General features: G+C 45.0%; 7 protein-coding genes and 4 pseudogenes. 7 read left to right on the forward strand and 4 right to left on the reverse strand.

Annotated features, from left to right (window positions below; translation table 11 throughout):
- Positions 1 to 160 precede the first annotated feature (160 nt).
- From acnB to hrpB, 4 genes and pseudogenes are all read right to left on the reverse strand, one after another.
- Positions 161 to 2758 carry a bifunctional aconitate hydratase 2/2-methylisocitrate dehydratase gene (gene acnB / locus P7F88_RS24035; RefSeq protein ID WP_277829269.1) on the reverse strand — a complete coding sequence of 866 codons (2598 nt, stop codon included), beginning with the start codon at positions 2756 to 2758 and terminating at the stop codon, positions 161 to 163.
- Between the two features lie 264 nt (positions 2759 to 3022).
- Positions 3023 to 5325: pseudogene (locus P7F88_RS24040) on the reverse strand (patatin-like phospholipase family protein).
- Positions 5326 to 5428: 103 nt separating this feature from the next.
- Positions 5429 to 7812 (reverse strand): annotated as a pseudogene (gene mrcB, locus P7F88_RS24045) (penicillin-binding protein 1B).
- Positions 7809 to 10286: an ATP-dependent helicase HrpB gene (gene hrpB / locus P7F88_RS24050; protein ID WP_277828982.1), complete on the reverse strand. Its 2478-nt coding sequence runs from the start codon at positions 10284 to 10286 to the stop codon at positions 7809 to 7811. The pseudogene mrcB and the gene hrpB overlap by 4 nt, the downstream one beginning before the upstream one ends.
- A gap of 63 nt (positions 10287 to 10349) precedes the next feature.
- Here hrpB and sfsA point away from each other — a divergent pair, with 63 nt between their 5' ends.
- The 7 genes and pseudogenes from sfsA (at position 10350) to panC (ending at position 16288) form a co-directional block, all read left to right on the forward strand.
- The gene (sfsA, locus tag P7F88_RS24055; protein ID WP_277828984.1) at positions 10350 to 11057 is read left to right on the forward strand and encodes a DNA/RNA nuclease SfsA; all 708 of its coding nucleotides are present in this window, start codon (positions 10350 to 10352) and stop codon (positions 11055 to 11057) included.
- A gap of 141 nt (positions 11058 to 11198) precedes the next feature.
- Positions 11199 to 11642, forward strand: coding sequence for an RNA polymerase-binding protein DksA (gene dksA, locus P7F88_RS24060; RefSeq protein ID WP_277828986.1), 444 nt, complete (start codon positions 11199 to 11201; stop codon positions 11640 to 11642).
- Between the two features lie 61 nt (positions 11643 to 11703).
- Positions 11704 to 12594, forward strand: coding sequence for a tRNA glutamyl-Q(34) synthetase GluQRS (gene gluQRS, locus P7F88_RS24065; RefSeq protein WP_277828988.1), 891 nt, complete (start codon positions 11704 to 11706; stop codon positions 12592 to 12594).
- Between the two features lie 174 nt (positions 12595 to 12768).
- Entirely contained in the window at positions 12769 to 14085 is a 1317-nt protein-coding gene (gene pcnB, locus P7F88_RS24070; protein WP_422128591.1) for a polynucleotide adenylyltransferase PcnB, read from the forward strand.
- On the forward strand, positions 14078 to 14563 hold the full coding sequence (gene folK / locus P7F88_RS24075; protein WP_277828990.1) for a 2-amino-4-hydroxy-6-hydroxymethyldihydropteridine diphosphokinase: 486 nt from the start codon (positions 14078 to 14080) through the stop codon (positions 14561 to 14563). Before pcnB ends, folK begins: the two co-directional genes overlap by 8 nt.
- A gap of 22 nt (positions 14564 to 14585) precedes the next feature.
- A pseudogene (panB, locus tag P7F88_RS24080) lies at positions 14586 to 15379 on the forward strand (3-methyl-2-oxobutanoate hydroxymethyltransferase).
- Between the two features lie 8 nt (positions 15380 to 15387).
- Positions 15388 to 16288, forward strand: a pseudogene (gene panC, locus P7F88_RS24085) (pantoate--beta-alanine ligase).
- Positions 16289 to 16314: the final 26 nt, after the last annotated feature.

The raw sequence follows: 16314 nt of genomic DNA on the forward strand, positions 1-16314 counted from the left end.
CATTTATGATTCAATTTTCTGTCTCAATAATGCGACTTAGCACATACAGGTTGTGCGTCAATAAATATTCAGATTTTTAAACTCACTTCTTAACTATAGTACTAAAGGATAAAAAAAACCCACTCGTCTAACTGAGTGGGTTTTGAATTATTTGGCTATTTTATGCAGGTTCTTGAAAAATAACCGTATCTGCTTTCTCGGTATATTGAGACATTTTATGGAAGTTCAGATATCGATAGGTGTCTGCAGCCGACGCATCGATCTGCTTGGCATATTCCAGATACTCTTCGTTTGTTGGAATGCGTCCCAGTATTGCACCTACTGCAGCAAGCTCTGCTGAAGCAAGATAAACGTTAGCACCGGTACCCAAACGGTTAGGGAAGTTTCGGGTTGACGTAGAAATAACCGTCGCCTCATCCGCTACACGAGCCTGGTTACCCATACATAACGAACATCCCGGAGTTTCGATACGAACACCAGCTCGGCCAAAGATACCATAATACCCTTCCTCAGTTAGCTGATCTTTATCCATCTTAGTCGGTGGAGCCACCCACATACGAGTATCAAGCTGACCGCTGTAGCTATCCAGCAGTTTACCAGCTGCGCGGAAGTGACCGATATTGGTCATACAGGAGCCAATAAATACTTCATCAACGTTTGTACCCTGAACGTCCGATAGCAAACGCGCATCATCTGGATCGTTTGGCGCACAAAGGATTGGCTCTTTGATTTCGGCAAGATCGATCTCGATAACGTGAGCATATTCAGCATCTGAATCCGCTTCCATCAGAGAAGGATTCGCCAGCCACTCTTCCATCGACTTGATACGGCGCTCCATTGTACGAGCATCACCATAACCTTCAGAGATCATCCACTTAAGCATGATGATATTCGAGTTCAGATACTGCTCAATCGACTCTTGAGATAGCTTAACGGTACAACCCGCAGCTGAACGCTCTGCTGACGCATCCGACAACTCAAACGCCTGCTCTACAGTCAGGTGCTCTACACCTTCAATTTCCAGAACTCGTCCGGAGAATTCGTTGATCTTACCTGCTTTTTCAACAGTTAGCAGACCCTGCTTGATGCCATAGTATGGGATAGCATGAACAAGATCACGCAATGTGATACCCGGTTGCATCTCACCTTTAAAGCGAACCAGAATTGACTCCGGCATATCCAGAGGCATAACACCAGTAGCAGCCGCAAACGCAACCAGACCAGAACCCGCCGGGAACGAAATTCCGAGAGGGAAACGAGTATGTGAATCACCACCAGTACCAACGGTATCAGGTAGAAGCATACGGTTTAGCCAGGAGTGGATAACACCATCACCAGGGCGAAGCGATACACCACCACGGTTCATAATAAAGTCAGGCAGCGTATGATGTGTATTTACGTCAACTGGCTTAGGGTAAGCCGATGTGTGACAGAAAGATTGCATTACCAGATCTGCTGAGAAGCCTAAACACGCCAAGTCTTTTAGTTCATCACGTGTCATTGGTCCGGTTGTATCCTGAGAACCAACTGTGGTCATCTTAGGTTCACAGTAAGTGCCAGGGCGGATACCTTCGACACCACACGCTTTACCTACCATCTTCTGAGCAAGGCTGAAACCTTTGCCCGAGTCTGCAACAGCAACAGGTCTGCGGAACACATCTGACGGTTCAAGGCCAAGTGCTTCACGCGCCTTATCTGTAAGGCCACGGCCGATGATAAGTGGGATTCGGCCACCAGCGCGAACTTCATCAATTAATACATCAGTCTTAAGTCCAAACTCAGCAAGTACTTCACCACTTTCATGGTTTGTTACTTTGCCTTCATACGGGTATACGTCGATAACATCGCCCATATTCAGCTTAGAAACGTCCACTTCAATTGGTAATGCACCCGCATCTTCCATTGTGTTGAAGAAAATAGGCGCAATCTTACCACCCAATACGTAACCGCCACCTTTTTTGTTCGGTACGTAAGGAATGTCTTCACCCATAAACCAAAGCACTGAGTTAGTTGCTGACTTACGAGAAGAACCAGTACCAACAACGTCACCTACATAGACAAGCTGGTGACCTTTATCCTGTAGTGCTTCAATCTGTTTAATCGGACCAACAGTACCAGCATCATCTGGTTCAATACCTTCACGGGCATTTTTCAGCATAGCCAGGGCATGGAGTGGAATATCAGGGCGAGACCATGCATCCGGTGCTGGAGAAAGATCATCCGTATTGGTTTCACCCGTTACTTTAAATACGGTTAAGGTAACCTTCTCTTGTAACTCAGGTTTAGACAGGAACCATTCTGCATCAGCCCATGACTGCATAACCTGTTTAGCGGCATCATTACCAGCTTTCGCTTTCTCTTCCACATCATAGAAAGCATCAAACATCAACAGTGTGTGAGACAGTGCTTTCACGGCGACGGGAGCAAGCTCTGCATCGTCAAGCAGACTAATCAGCGGCTCAATATTGTAACCACCCTGCATTGTGCCAAGCAGCTCTGCTGCTTTTTGTTTGTTAACAAGCGGAGAAGTTTCATCGCCTTTCGCCAGGGCTGTCAGGAAGCCAGCTTTTACATAAGCTGCTTCATCTACGCCTGGGGGAATACGATTCTCAAGAAGATCCAGGATAAACGCTTCTTCACCAGCTGGTGGGTTCTTTAGTAGCTCTACGAGACCAGCTACCTGCTCAGCGTCTAATGGTTTTGGTACAACTCCTTCTGAAGCACGCTCTTCGACGTGTTTACGATAGGCTTCAAGCACGACATAATCCTCTACATTGCGGTTCAACTCTTCAATGAGAATTGAACATCCTTGGAAACTTGGCATCCTGCCACTCAATACAAACCAGAGCGAGTTTTATTATTACTTTTTCTAATAACAAACAGTGGCAGAGGCCAAACTGTGGTAGGCAGAATAGCAAATTTAACTAAAAATTAAAATCTGATCGTTTTGACCAACATATCATCTTACGACTAAAGTTTAATGCCGCTATCAGACTGATATTTAATATTCTTTAGCTAATCGCTAAAAGCTCTGCCCGATTATAAGATAAACCGAATCATATCCATGTTCGGTCATACCATAAGAAAAGGCGATGGGGCCTATAGGAGAGCTGACTCCAACAAACACTGAGCCTGCTCTATATAAAGGAGCGTCCGGTATGGAGGTATCTGTATCATTCCACACCCCCCATATTCTAAAGACGCGCCAAGATAAACTGGTGCTGTAAAGAGGCCAAAATCATTTTCAAACCATTGGTATCGATACACAAGGCTGCTAAAGAACAGGTTCTGACCCGCTAAGCTATTTCTAGGAATACCAGAAAGTCTTAAAAAGCCGCCCAATTCTTTAGGCTGAATTGCCGGGTTATCTCCCGACTTGTCTTCCACTGTACCATACTCTGCACTTCCGACTAATGTATGGTTTCCAGCGCTGTATGCACCCCGGATGACTGCATCAAACTCATGCACCAGATCATCTTTAAAATCAGAAGAAGAGTTAACTAACTCATCTGTTCCGATAGAGTTTCCCGTAACGCTATCATCAGACACAAAATATTCGACACCAAATAAAACCCCTTTGGTAGGAAGACTAAAGTTATCTAACGTATCCACTTTATAACTTGCAAATACCCCACGACGCAAATAGTCCATCCTTCCTAAAACTGGCAGGGTCGTCAAAGATGCATCTCCATCTATATACCTGTAACCGAGCTTTGCTTCCTGCCATAACGTTGGCTGATAGCCTGCAGCAACTTCAAATTCGAATTCAGAGTAAGAAGTTGAAAGAGAGTTTTCGCTCATCTCAATGGACGACTCCCCCGTAAAACCACCAAGAGGAGTGTTTTTCTTATCTTTTTTATAGACAACGTGTGCGGTATTAAAGAACTTCTGACTCGAGAAAAAAGGAGAAGACCAGTTCAGAGATAGCGTACGATCAGTACCCAATTCAACATTGGCTTTTAACTCTCCGCCTACGCTGTTCATATCGGTAAAATTAGCAGAAATACCAAGACCATATTGGCTTTCGGTATCAAAGTCCTCTTCCAGGAAAAAACGGAATTTCAGGTAGTTTGGCCCCCACTCTTTCTCTTTTACATCAACATGCAAGGTTGTCTCTTCATCGGTTTTTTCGAAGTAATATGTGATGCGTTCAAACCTATCAAATGCGTAAACATCCCGGATACTTTTTTCCAGTTCTTCTGTAGAAATTGACTTTCCTACTTCCAGGTTAAGGTGCTCAAGTATGATAGAGTCTTTGTAATGAGATTGGTTGTTTAGCTCAATATTATCAACGACTAACTGATCGCCGTGTTCGATCGTCCTACGTTTAGCCTGTTTCTGATCGATATATCTTTGATAGTCTGCCGAAGATAGAGTGTAGCGAGAAAGCAGTTCGCGATTTTTCATAGCGATGTCGAATCCCCATTGATAGGCGTCAGGCATACGATCAAAGTCAGTTGTTCCCATTTTCCCGACCTCAGGCTTAAGCAACACATCCTTATCTGTTAATAATTCTGTTTGCTCCTGTGTCGTTCTGCGAACCAGATAGTTAGAAAGCTGCCCACCTACTGACATAAAGCTTTTGAAGTCATCTTCCTTCATGTAGTCGGTACTGATATCTACAGCAATGATGATATCTGCCCCCATCTCCCGGGCCAGATCTACCGGCATATTGTTGGTTACACCACCATCAACCAGCAGAGCACCGTTTAGTTCATAGGGAGGCAGAGCTCCGGGCACAGACATACTCGCCATCATAGCGTCAGTCAGCAAGCCTTTATCTATAACTACTTCTTTTAGATTTACAATATCTGTTGCTACAGCACGATAGGGAATTGGAAGGTCATCAAAAGAGCTTAAACGAGGCACATTTCCGGAGGTTTCACGCAGTATACGCATCATATTCTGCCCCTGAACCACCCCCTTTGGTGAACGCACCTCTCCCATGCTTAAACCAAGGTCTGTCGTTAACTGAAAATGATCTTCATACGCCTTTTCGCGAACACTGCGTTCACTTCGGCTAACTTGATCACGGTATCCGCTATTCCAGTCAACAGAGTAGATGAACGATTCAATCTCGTCAGCACTCATCCCTGTAGCATATAACCCACCAACGTAAGACCCCATACTGGTTCCGGTAACAATATCAACAGGGATAAACATCTCTTCAAGGGCTTTTAGCACACCAATATGTGCTGCTCCTTTCGCACCACCACCTGCGAGTACAACCGCCACTTTGGGTCTTTCCTTGCTTTCACGCACTATTTCCTGAGTGGTAGTCCCCGGTGTAATAGTCTCTTGTGTAATAGTTTTCTGATTTGCCATCGCCACATTAGAGAGCAACAACGCGAGCGCCAAAAAGCATCCATAAGAAAGATACTGCCAGATTGTCTTCACTTAACCATCACCTAGATTCAAACTTAGACTTTTACCAACCAAAAAGTCCTTTGATCCAGTTTGCAGGGTTGCTGTCACACGCTTGCTTTAGATCGCCTTTTTGATCCCATGCGGGTAATTTAAACGAACTGGAACAATCGATTTTCAGGCTACCGTCACTTTTCTGTTTAAATCCAAGAGTGATTAAATTTTTAGGCCATGGAAGTATGAGTTTTTTCGGTGGTCGCTGCTCCAGATAATCAGAATAAATACGCAAAGCACCACTAGACCCCGTCAATTTGGTTGGCTGGTTATTATCTTTACCCGCCCAGATAGTTACAACCTCCCTGCCATCAACACCAACAAACCAGCTATCACGGCTGTCGTTACTGGTTCCTGTCTTGCCAGCAAGAGCAGCCCAGCCATAGTTGCTTTGCAAAAATCTCCCCGTTCCTTCCGCAACGACTTTCTTCATGCCGTAAGTTGTTAACCAGGCGGCCTGTTCATCAACAGTCGCTCTCATCTTGGGTATCGAACGGTAGATAATCTTATTGTCGATATCCTTCACTGTTCTAAGAGCAGTAAGGGGGGCATATTTACCTGAGTTAGTGAGTGTCTGATACATCTGCGCGACCTGATATGGCGACAGTGAAAATGATCCCAGGAACATCGAAGGAACCGGGCGTATCTCTTGTTTATCAACTCCTAAAGCTTCCAGTGTTGAGACAACTTTAGGTATCCCTAACTCCATGCCTAACCTTACCGTTGGCACATTCAATGAGCGGGATAAGGCTTTATACAAGGGGACATTACCGCGAAATTTTCTGTCGAAGTTATTCGGCTCCCAGACACTTCCCTTACTTCCTTTGAGTTGAATTCTTTCGTCAGATAGTGTTGTCGCAAGCGTATACTTATCCGGTTCTGATAGTGCCGTCAGATATACAGCAGGCTTCACCAGAGAGCCTATTGGGCGACTGGCGTTGAGTGCACGGTTAAAGCCGTCATAACCCGTTCGTTTCCCCCCACCATGGCTCTGATTTCTCCGGTTCTACGATCAACCGCAACGGCAGCAGCCTCAAGCCCTTTTCCAGCAACCTTTTCCAGTTGAGGAATACGCTTTTTGATTGCTCTTTCAAGCATAATCTGGGACACAGGATCCAGAGTAGTGAAGAGCCTGAGTCCGGTTTGTGCGTGATAATCCCGGCCAACTTTCTGCTTTAATTCATTTTTCAGTTGCTGAAAATACGCCGGCTGTCGTGATGCTACCCTAGGGTTATCCTGTATATCCAAATCACGATTAACCGCTTGATCATATTGTGAAGCAGTCAGTACGTCCTGCTTCATAAGTAACCTTAAAACGAGGTCCCGTCTCTCTTTTGCTCTCTCCGGATACCTTACCGGGTTGTAATATGAAGGGCCTTTTACCATACCAACCAGCAAAGCTATCTGGTCAATTCTCAGCTCTTGCACAGGTTGCCCGAAATAGAAACGTGAGGCTAGACCAAAGCCATGAATCGCCTGTCCCTGACTATGCCCAAGGTAAACCTCGTTCAAATAGGCTTCAAGAATCCGGTCTTTATCGTATCGATAATCTAAAATAAGCGCGATATAAGCTTCACGGATCTTACGCCAGAGCGTACGATCCTGAGTCAGGAACAGGTTCTTCGCTAACTGCTGAGTTAAGGTGCTACCGCCCTGTACCGTTCTTCCTGCTTTAATATTTACCACCAGCGCTCTTAATATTGCCAGAGGGGAAACACCTTCGTGCTGATAGAAGTCTCTGTCCTCAGTAGCTAGCAAGGCATCGACCAGTATCTCCGGAAACTGTTCTCGTTTAATAAACAGACGATTTTCCTCAACATGCTTTTCCAACATACCGAGCATTTTAGGCTCAATGCGAAGAAACCCCATGTCCCCTTTGGATTCTAACGACTGAATCCTAGAAAGACCTGAATGGTTGAAATGGAGCATCACATGCCTGTCAGGCTGAGGGCCATCTTCAAACTCAAATGGGCGTCGAATAAGCTCGATTTTGGTTGAAGAAGATGAATATTCACCCGGATGGCGTGGCGCTCTTACTTTCCGATAATTGAGAACATCGAGCTCTTGTTTAAGTTCAGATATCGTAATATCACTGCCTGGTGCTAAGTTAAGTACACGAGCATAAACAACCGTTGGCAGGTCAAAAATATGACCATCAAACCGCTCTCTAACCACAGAATCCAGATATAAGCCGACAAATGCCAGAACGGCAAACACAGCTAAAGATACCTTCCATGTCAGACTCCACAGCTTGCGAAAAATACCGGAACCACCTGATTTTGCTTTTTTACGTTTAGTTGGTGTTCTTTTCGCAGAAGCTTTCTTACGCGTAGCTGTGGTTTTTCTAACACTCTTTTTTGTCCCGGAACGGGAAAGGTGCTTTTTTTCACTCATGAGTTTAATTGTCGCTTAGTTTTGGTTGTTGCAATGTGACTCGCAGGATCGTCTGGCCAGGGGTGTTTAGGATAACGCCCTTTCATCTCTTTCTGTACTTCTTTATATGCGCCAGCCCAAAAGCCTGCAAGGTCTGAGGTAAGCTGAAGAGGTCTTTGAGCTGGGGATAGTAACTCAAGTGTAAGTTTTACCCGCCCTTTCGCTAGCAGGGGTGAGCTCTGCTCACCAAACATCTCCTGCATTCGTATAGAGAGCACGGGAGGTTTCCCTTCACTATAAACGATTTTTTTCTTGCTTCCCGTCGGTGCCTGATAACTTACCGGAAGCCACTCATCGATTTTCTGATTCAAAGGCCAGCCGAGATAAGCCAGCAATGCATCATATACACTTATCGTTTTAAGAGCAGCGGCTGACTTGATATTATTCATATACGGCTCAAGCCAGTTTTCCAGATTATCTAACAGTACCTTATCGTCAACTAAAGGCCATTCTTCCTCCGGCATCCACTCTCTGGCACAAGCGATTCTTGCACGCAAATTGCGGCTCTTGTCATCCCAGTTGAGCACATCCAGACTTTTGCGACGGACATAATTAATAAGAGCTTCATTGACTCTATCTTTATCCGGTTCAGGCAGTTTTTCAGACTCAATAACCAAATACTGATTCGAATGACCAATACAAGACTGTTTTTCTGCAACCAACTTGCCTTGCTTTTCATCCCAATCAACAGACTCTTTTTGGAAAAACAGCTCTGGTGCATTCTTCTGAAGCCTGTGTACATCAAGACCTGCAGCCAGAAATAACTGACTTTCATCTCTGCCCGTTCTCATCAAGTCTGCTGCTACCAAAAACTCCTGCCCTGCTAACGGCTCTTCTTCAGAAATAAATGCACCATGCCCGTTCACCAGTAAGAAGCGACTCGATTGATTGTTTCGCCGCTTTGCGATTCGATCCGGAAAAGCAAACGCCAGGCATACAGCAGCACAAGATTCGTCAACGAGTTGCAAATCAAACTGAACACCAAGCTTTCTTCCCAGAGACTGAGCTCGCTGAATAAATGCTTTTCTTTTTGGATGCTTACCAGCCTGAAGCCTGTACAAGGAATGGGTAATATCCGGTGTGTGTTTTTCCGGCTCTTCCAGCAATGGTATCAATGCCAGCGCAGTATGAAGATACGCTCTCCCCATTTTTTCTGCCTTAATCAGCATGGCACCGAGCCTTGGTTCAATACCCAGGGATTGCAGCTTATTGCTATTCTCGTTGCACTGATTATCTTCGGTAAGCAGTTCCAGAGATTGTAATAACTCTCTTGCCTGATTCAATGAAGAGGATGGAGGGATATCTAGCCACTTAAGTTCGCTCGCATCATTTGCTCCCCATAAAGCTAGCTCCATAGCCAGAGAAGAGAGATCGGAGTGCAATATTTCCGGCTCGGGAACTTTAGGTTGTTGGTTGTACTGGCTCTCGCCAAACAAACGAACACAGATCCCCGGCTCCAGTCGCCCGGCTCGCCCTGCTCTTTGAATCGCAGAGGATTGAGCAATCCGAACCTGCTCAAGTTTGGTAATACCGGTTTTTAGATCAAACCTTGCCACTCTTTCTAAACCGGAGTCGACAACAATCCTTATTCCTTCGATGGTAAGCGAGGTCTCAGCAATATTGGTTGAAAGTACGACCTTTCTTTTACCCTCTTCGGCCGGGAGTATCGCTTTCTCCTGTTCTTTAAAGCTTAACTGCCCATAAAGAGGTGCTATTTCAGCGTCAACAGAGAGTTCTCGCAATCCTAGCTCAACCTGTTTAATAGCCCCCACACCCGGTAGAAAAACCAAAATTGAGCCCGATTCATTCTGAAGCAGATTGTTTACCCGCCGGACAACCGTTGGGGCAAGCCTGTCATTAACTGACATAGGGCTATACCTTTGCTCAACCGGATAGGCTCGTCCTTCAGACTCAATATATGCACTATCAGGCATTAACATCTGGAGTGACTCACTGTCGAGCGTTGCTGACATCACCACTATTTTCAGGTCGTCTCTGAGTGCTTCCTGGACTTCAAGGCTAAATGCTAAAGCAGTATCAGCATGGATACTTCTCTCGTGATATTCATCAAAGATAAGCAACCCAACACCCGTTAGTTCAGGATCAGACTGGATCATGTTGGTCATGATCCCTTCAGTAACAATTTCCAGCTTAGTTTCTGACGAGACCTTCACATCCCCACGAACACGATACCCAACGCTCTGCCCCACCTTTTCGCCAAGTTGTGAGGAAAGGTAGGTCGCGATATTTCGCGCAGCCAGTCTTCTTGGTTCCAGCATGATTATTTTGCCGTTAATACAACCTTGCTTAACCAGTTGCAGCGGAAAGTAGGTTGATTTACCGGCCCCGGGAGCGGCTTTGAGAATAACCTGATTAGAGTTTTGAACCTTATCAAGTAGCTCGGTAATGACCGATTCGATAGGAAGTTGTGACAATGGTGAAACCTTATGTTATACCAAGCTTAATTGTCGGCTATTGTACATAAAAACAGTAATAATATGCACTTTGAACCTAAGCTAAAGAGCGCAAAGCTGATTAAGCGCTACAAACGTTTCCTTGCAGATATTGAACTGGAAGACGGAACTGTAACTACAATTCATTGCGCAAATACCGGAGCGATGACCGGATGCGCTGATGCAGGAAATACAGTCTGGTATTCCACTTCAGATAATCCCAAGCGAAAATACCCGCATAGTTGGGAAATCAGCCAGAGCCCCGCCGGGGATATGATTTGCGTTAACACCGCCAGAGCCAACACGCTTGTGGTTGAAGCTATTGAAAATGGGACAATTTCTGAGCTATCTGGCTACGATACACTTAAAACAGAAGTGAAATATGGTCAGGAAAATAGCCGAATTGATATCTACTTATCATCTGAAGGTCGTGCACCGTGCTTTGTAGAAGTAAAAAGTGTTACTCTTCTGGAAACCGAAGGACAAGGATACTTCCCTGATGCCGTCACAACTCGCGGGCAAAAACACATCCGTGAGCTACAAGAAATGGTAAATAATGGAAACAGAGCTATACTTTTCTTCGCTGTTTTGCATTCAGGCATTGAAAAAATGTCTGTAGCACACCATATAGATGCAAATTATTCACAATTACTAAAACAAGCAAAAGAAGTTGGTGTTGAGGTGCTGTGCTATAAAGCAGAGCTCTCCGAAAGTGAAATTCGCTTAGTTTCGCCGGTAAAATTTATCGATTAATTGGCAAAAATGATGCGACGTTCACATTGAATACAGAGGTTGAAATTCTGTGTTTGCTTCCGGCTTTTCTTTCTGCTATAGATACCCGCCTTAAATTAACAGCAACATCTGTTAATATTTGGTGTAAGTAGGAGATGCGGTATGCCAGAAAAGAAAAAAGCGCTAGGCATCCTAGCCATTGCAGGTGTGGAGCCATATCAGGAAAAACCTGGTGAAGAATATATGTCACCAGAGCAGATGGCTCACTTTACTAAGATTTTAGAAGCGTGGCGCAATCAACTAAGGGACGAAGTTGAACGAACTGTACACCATATGCAGGACGAAGCAGCAAACTTCCCGGATCCAGTTGACCGCGCCTCGCAAGAAGAAGAGTTCAGTCTGGAACTTCGTAACCGTGATCGCGAACGCCGACTCATCAAGAAGATTGAGAAGACGCTAAACAAGATAGAAGAAGATGACTTCGGCTTCTGTGAATCTTGTGGGGTTGAAATCGGTATCCGTCGCTTAGAAGCCAGACCTACAGCTGATCTTTGTATCGATTGTAAAACGCTTGCGGAAATGAAAGAGAGACAGATGCAAGGTTAAGCTTGGGTTCTGTTTAATTAAAGGGAGCTTTGGCTCCCTTTTTGCTTACTACAAAACACATATGAAAACTATTGGACGCTTCGCTCCCTCACCTTCGGGTCCCCTTCACTTTGGTTCGCTTGTCGCGGCTCTTGGTAGCTACTTTAGCGCAAAGTCTCAAGGTGGTGACTGGCTGGTACGAATGGAAGACATAGACCCTCCAAGAGAAATAGAAGGCGCATCCGATTTAATTTTAAAGGCGCTGGAAACCTACCATCTATACTGGGACGGTGATGTTCTATATCAAAGTGAACGTCACGATGCCTATCAGCAACAGATAGACTCCTGGTTAGATTCAGGCTTAGCCTACTATTGTCAGTGCACTAGAAAACAAATAAAAGAGTCTGGTGGATTTTATCTGGGAACCTGTCGCGACAAAGCGTTAAACAGCCCAAACTCCTGTTCAGTGAGGGTTCGGGTCGACACCCCAATAGTAAGCTTTGAGGATTTGAAACACGGCAACATGTCGATTCCACCAGAGCTAGCAGCCGAAGATTTTATCATTAAACGCAGAGATGGGCTTTTTGCCTACAATCTTGCGGTTGTTCTCGATGATATTTATCAGGGAATCACGGAAGTCGTTAGAGGCGCGGATCTGATTGAACCCACCGGGCGTCAGATAAGTTTATACAAGATGTTAGGGCTAGACCCAGTTAAGTATTTGCATCTTCCGTTAGCAACAGACGGAAACGGTAATAAGTTGTCTAAACAGAATCATGCAACAGCCATTGATTTGAAACATCCGGTACCTACTCTTGTCAGAGCAATGAGATTTTTAGGATTTGCACTCCCGAGAGGTATCCAAAATGGAGAAATCTCCGAAATAATAGACTGGGGGGTAAAAAACTGGTCAATAAACCAGCTTCCTCAGGAGATCGAGATCACGTCACCATTCTCAAAAGCCTCTCCGTAGGCTATTATTAGCCGCAAATTAAAGCAGTAGAATTTACAGCATTACGTACGTTTGATACGGAATGTTGATTAAGCAAAAACGAGGTGGGCTATTTTTAGTCAAGTTGCTAGTTTTTACCGGAAAATCGTCAGAAATAATGAAGACAGTAGACGTACAGACTGTCCTGCTACAGAAATAAGCCTGACCATTGTCCCGCGTGAAGAACATAACATATCAAGACAACAGATCAGTGAAAATGCGCTGAAGGTACTCTATCGTCTGCATAATGCCGGATACAAAGCCTATCTGGTAGGTGGTGGTGTCCGTGATTTGCTGCTGGAGAAAAATCCAAAAGATTTTGATATAGCAACCAATGCAACTCCAGAGCAAATCAAGCAACTGTTTCGTAACTGTCGGCTAATTGGGCGCAGGTTCAGACTTGCCCATATCATGTTTGGTCGCGATATCATTGAGGTGGCAACTTTCCGTGGACATCACCAGGAACCATCTAAGAATGTATCCGCACAGTCGAAAGAAGGCATGCTACTTCGCGATAATGTTTATGGCAGCATAGACGAAGACGCAGAACGACGCGACTTTACCATCAATGCGATGTACTACAATATCGCTGACTACAGTATTCACGACTATGCTGGCGGTATTGAAGACCTTGAAGATGGTCTAATTCGCTTAATAGGCGATCCTGAAACTCGATACCGTGAAGATCCGGTTCGTATGCTTAGAGCCATTCGCTTTGCAGCGAAACTGGACATGGATATCTGTGAAAGTACGGCACTCCCTATTCCTGAGTTAGCGCACTTGCTTGAAGATATTCCAGCAGCTCGGCTATATGAAGAGTCATTGAAGTTACTCCAGTCAGGATACGGGTTGGAAACCTACTTCCTGCTAAGAGATTACAATCTATTTAAGCCACTGTTTCCAAGAATTGCTCAGGAATTTACTGAAGACGAAAGCTCAAACACAGAGAAGATGCTTGAACAAGTTCTTAAGTCAACAGACAAGCGAATTGGCGAAGGTAAGCGTATCAACCCTGCCTTTATGTTTGCAGCGCTGCTTTGGTATCCACTAAATAAAGACGCCGAAGAACTCATGGCATCGAGAAATATGAGTTATTACGATGCCATCATGGAAGCAAGTAATCAGATTCTTGACCAGCAGGTTAAAACCATTGCTATCCCTCGCAGACATACTGCGACGATCCGTGAAATCTGGCAGCTTCAATTACGACTGCCACGTAGAAGCGGTAAGCGAGCATTCCGTTTAATGGAGCTAAATAAGTTCAGAGCGGGCTTTGACTTCCTGGAGATGCGCGGAGCGATAGAGGGAGGTGAAACTGCCGAGCTGGCTAAATGGTGGCAAACTTTCCAAAACGCTGGCAGAAATATGAAGCAGGCAATGGTAGGCGATCTTGGTTCTCCGAAACCGAATTATCGACGCAGAAAAAACTATCGCAATAAGAAGAGCAACAAGAGTAATAAGTCGAATGACTAAAGTATACATCGCGATAGGCAGTAACTTATCTGATCCTGAAACTCAGGCATTGAATGCAATCTCAGCTCTGAAAACACTACCAAAGTCAGAGTTTATTGCCGCATCTTCACTGTACAGTAGCACTCCTATGGGGCCACAAAACCAGCCTGACTACATCAATGCAGTAGCAGTGATTGATACCGAATTAACGCCTATTGAACTACTCAGTTGCACTCAGGCAATTGAACTAGAACATGGGCGCGTCCGTAAAGAAGAAAGATGGGGACCAAGAACACTGGACCTGGACATTCTTCTATACGGCAATGAGGTCATCGATTCCGAGCGACTTACCATTCCTCATTACGGAATGAAAGAAAGAGAGTTTGTTCTCTATCCGCTTGCAGAAATCGAACCTAATTTGCAACTCCCTGACGGGACTGAGCTAACAAAACTACTTAAACAAGTAGACCGCAACGGGCTCAGAATATGGCAGTCATAGCCAATCCTAATAAGGAACAATGATGAAAAAAATAACGATAAACACTCTTATGACCTGGAAAAAGAAGGTCGTAAGTTTGCTTCTTCAACTGCTTATGACGCGAGCTTTGCTCAGTTATTTGAAGAACAAGAAATGCCTGTTTTACTGGTTGGCGACTCTCTGGGGATGGTACTCCAGGGGCAAAGCGATACTCTACCAGTATCTGTTGAAGACGTTGCTTATCACACTCGCTGTGTAAAAGCGGGAAGCCCAAACTCTCTGTTAATGGCTGATATGCCGTTTATGAGTTACGCAACACCAGAACAAGCTTGTGAAAGCGCAGCACAACTTATGCGTGCAGGCGCAAACATGGTGAAACTTGAGGGTGGCTCCTGGCTCATTGATACCGTAAAAATGCTGACTGAGCGTGCCGTACCTGTTTGTGCCCACCTCGGCTTAACACCTCAATCAGTTAATATTTTTGGCGGTTATCGCGTTCAGGGGAGAGATCAGGAACAAGCTGATCAAATGGTAAGAGATGCTATTGCCCTTCAGGATGCTGGCGCACAAATCGTTCTGCTAGAATGCGTACCAGCATCGCTAGCTAAACGAATTACTGAAGCTTTGGATGTACCAGTTATCGGTATCGGCGCAGGTAGTGATACTGATGGACAAATACTGGTAATGCACGACATGTTTGGTATTTCTGCTAACTATATGCCTAAATTCTCTAAGAACTTTCTGGCTGAAACAGGTAATATCCGTACAGCGGTATCGCGCTATATTGAGGATGTTCAATCAGGTTCTTTCCCTGGTGAAGAACACACTATTGCTTAAGGATCACTATGCATACGTTTGAAGATATATCAGCACTTAGAGAGCAGATAAAACAGCTAAAACGAGACGGTCGAAAGATTGCATTTGTTCCAACAATGGGCAACCTGCACGAGGGTCATCTTACTCTGGTTCGCAAGGCTCGTGAGCATGCAGATGCGGTCGTGGTAAGCATCTTTGTTAACCCAATGCAATTTGAAAGAGCAGATGATCTCAACAACTACCCTCGTACGCTTGAAGACGACTTAAGCAAGTTAAATGGCGAAGGGGTTGATTTGGTTTTCACTCCAACACCAGAAATCATGTACCCGAAAGGATTGGACAAACAGAGCTTTGTTGAAGTTCCTGGGCTATCTCACATGTTGGAAGGCGCTTCTCGCCCGGGTCATTTCCGTGGTGTTGCGACCATAGTAACCAAGCTGTTTAACATCGTTCAGCCTGACGTAGCATGCTTTGGCGAGAAAGACTTTCAACAGCTTGCTGTAATTCGCCAAATGGCCGAAGACCTGGCGATGGATATCGAGATTGTTGGTGTACCAACGGTACGCGAAATGGATGGCCTGGCAATGAGTTCTCGCAATGGTCTGCTCACTCTAGATGAGCGCCAACGAGCTCCTGTAGTAGCCAAAACCATGCGCTGGATCAGCAGCCAGATTCGTAGCGGTAAGAACGATTACGCATCCATTATCGAAGACGCGAGTGACCAGTTAAGAGCTGCAGATCTGGAAACTGACGAGATATTTATTCGTGATGCGCGAACTCTTCAACCAGTTTCAGAAGAAACTACTCAGGCTGTAATTCTGATATCAGCCTTCTTAGGCAAAAGCCAGACTGATCGATAATCAGGTTGTTGAAGTGGTTCAGTCTACAGAAACAGAGCCAGAAGCGAAAGAAGCTGCATCAGAAGAATAACCCTTACTACTGAATGCAAAAAAGCT

The sequence above is a fragment of the Vibrio hannami genome (assembly GCF_029589055.1).
Taxonomy (GTDB): Bacteria; Pseudomonadota; Gammaproteobacteria; order Enterobacterales; family Vibrionaceae; genus Vibrio; species Vibrio hannami.

Coding starts and splice junctions, on each gene's coding strand:
- sfsA (WP_277828984.1), top strand. CDS start 10,350: ATGCACTTTGAACCTAAGCTAAAGAGCGCAAAGCTGATTAAGCGCTAC.
- dksA (WP_277828986.1), top strand. CDS start 11,199: ATGCCAGAAAAGAAAAAAGCGCTAGGCATCCTAGCCATTGCAGGTGTG.
- gluQRS (WP_277828988.1), top strand. CDS start 11,704: ATGAAAACTATTGGACGCTTCGCTCCCTCACCTTCGGGTCCCCTTCAC.
- folK (WP_277828990.1), top strand. CDS start 14,078: ATGACTAAAGTATACATCGCGATAGGCAGTAACTTATCTGATCCTGAA.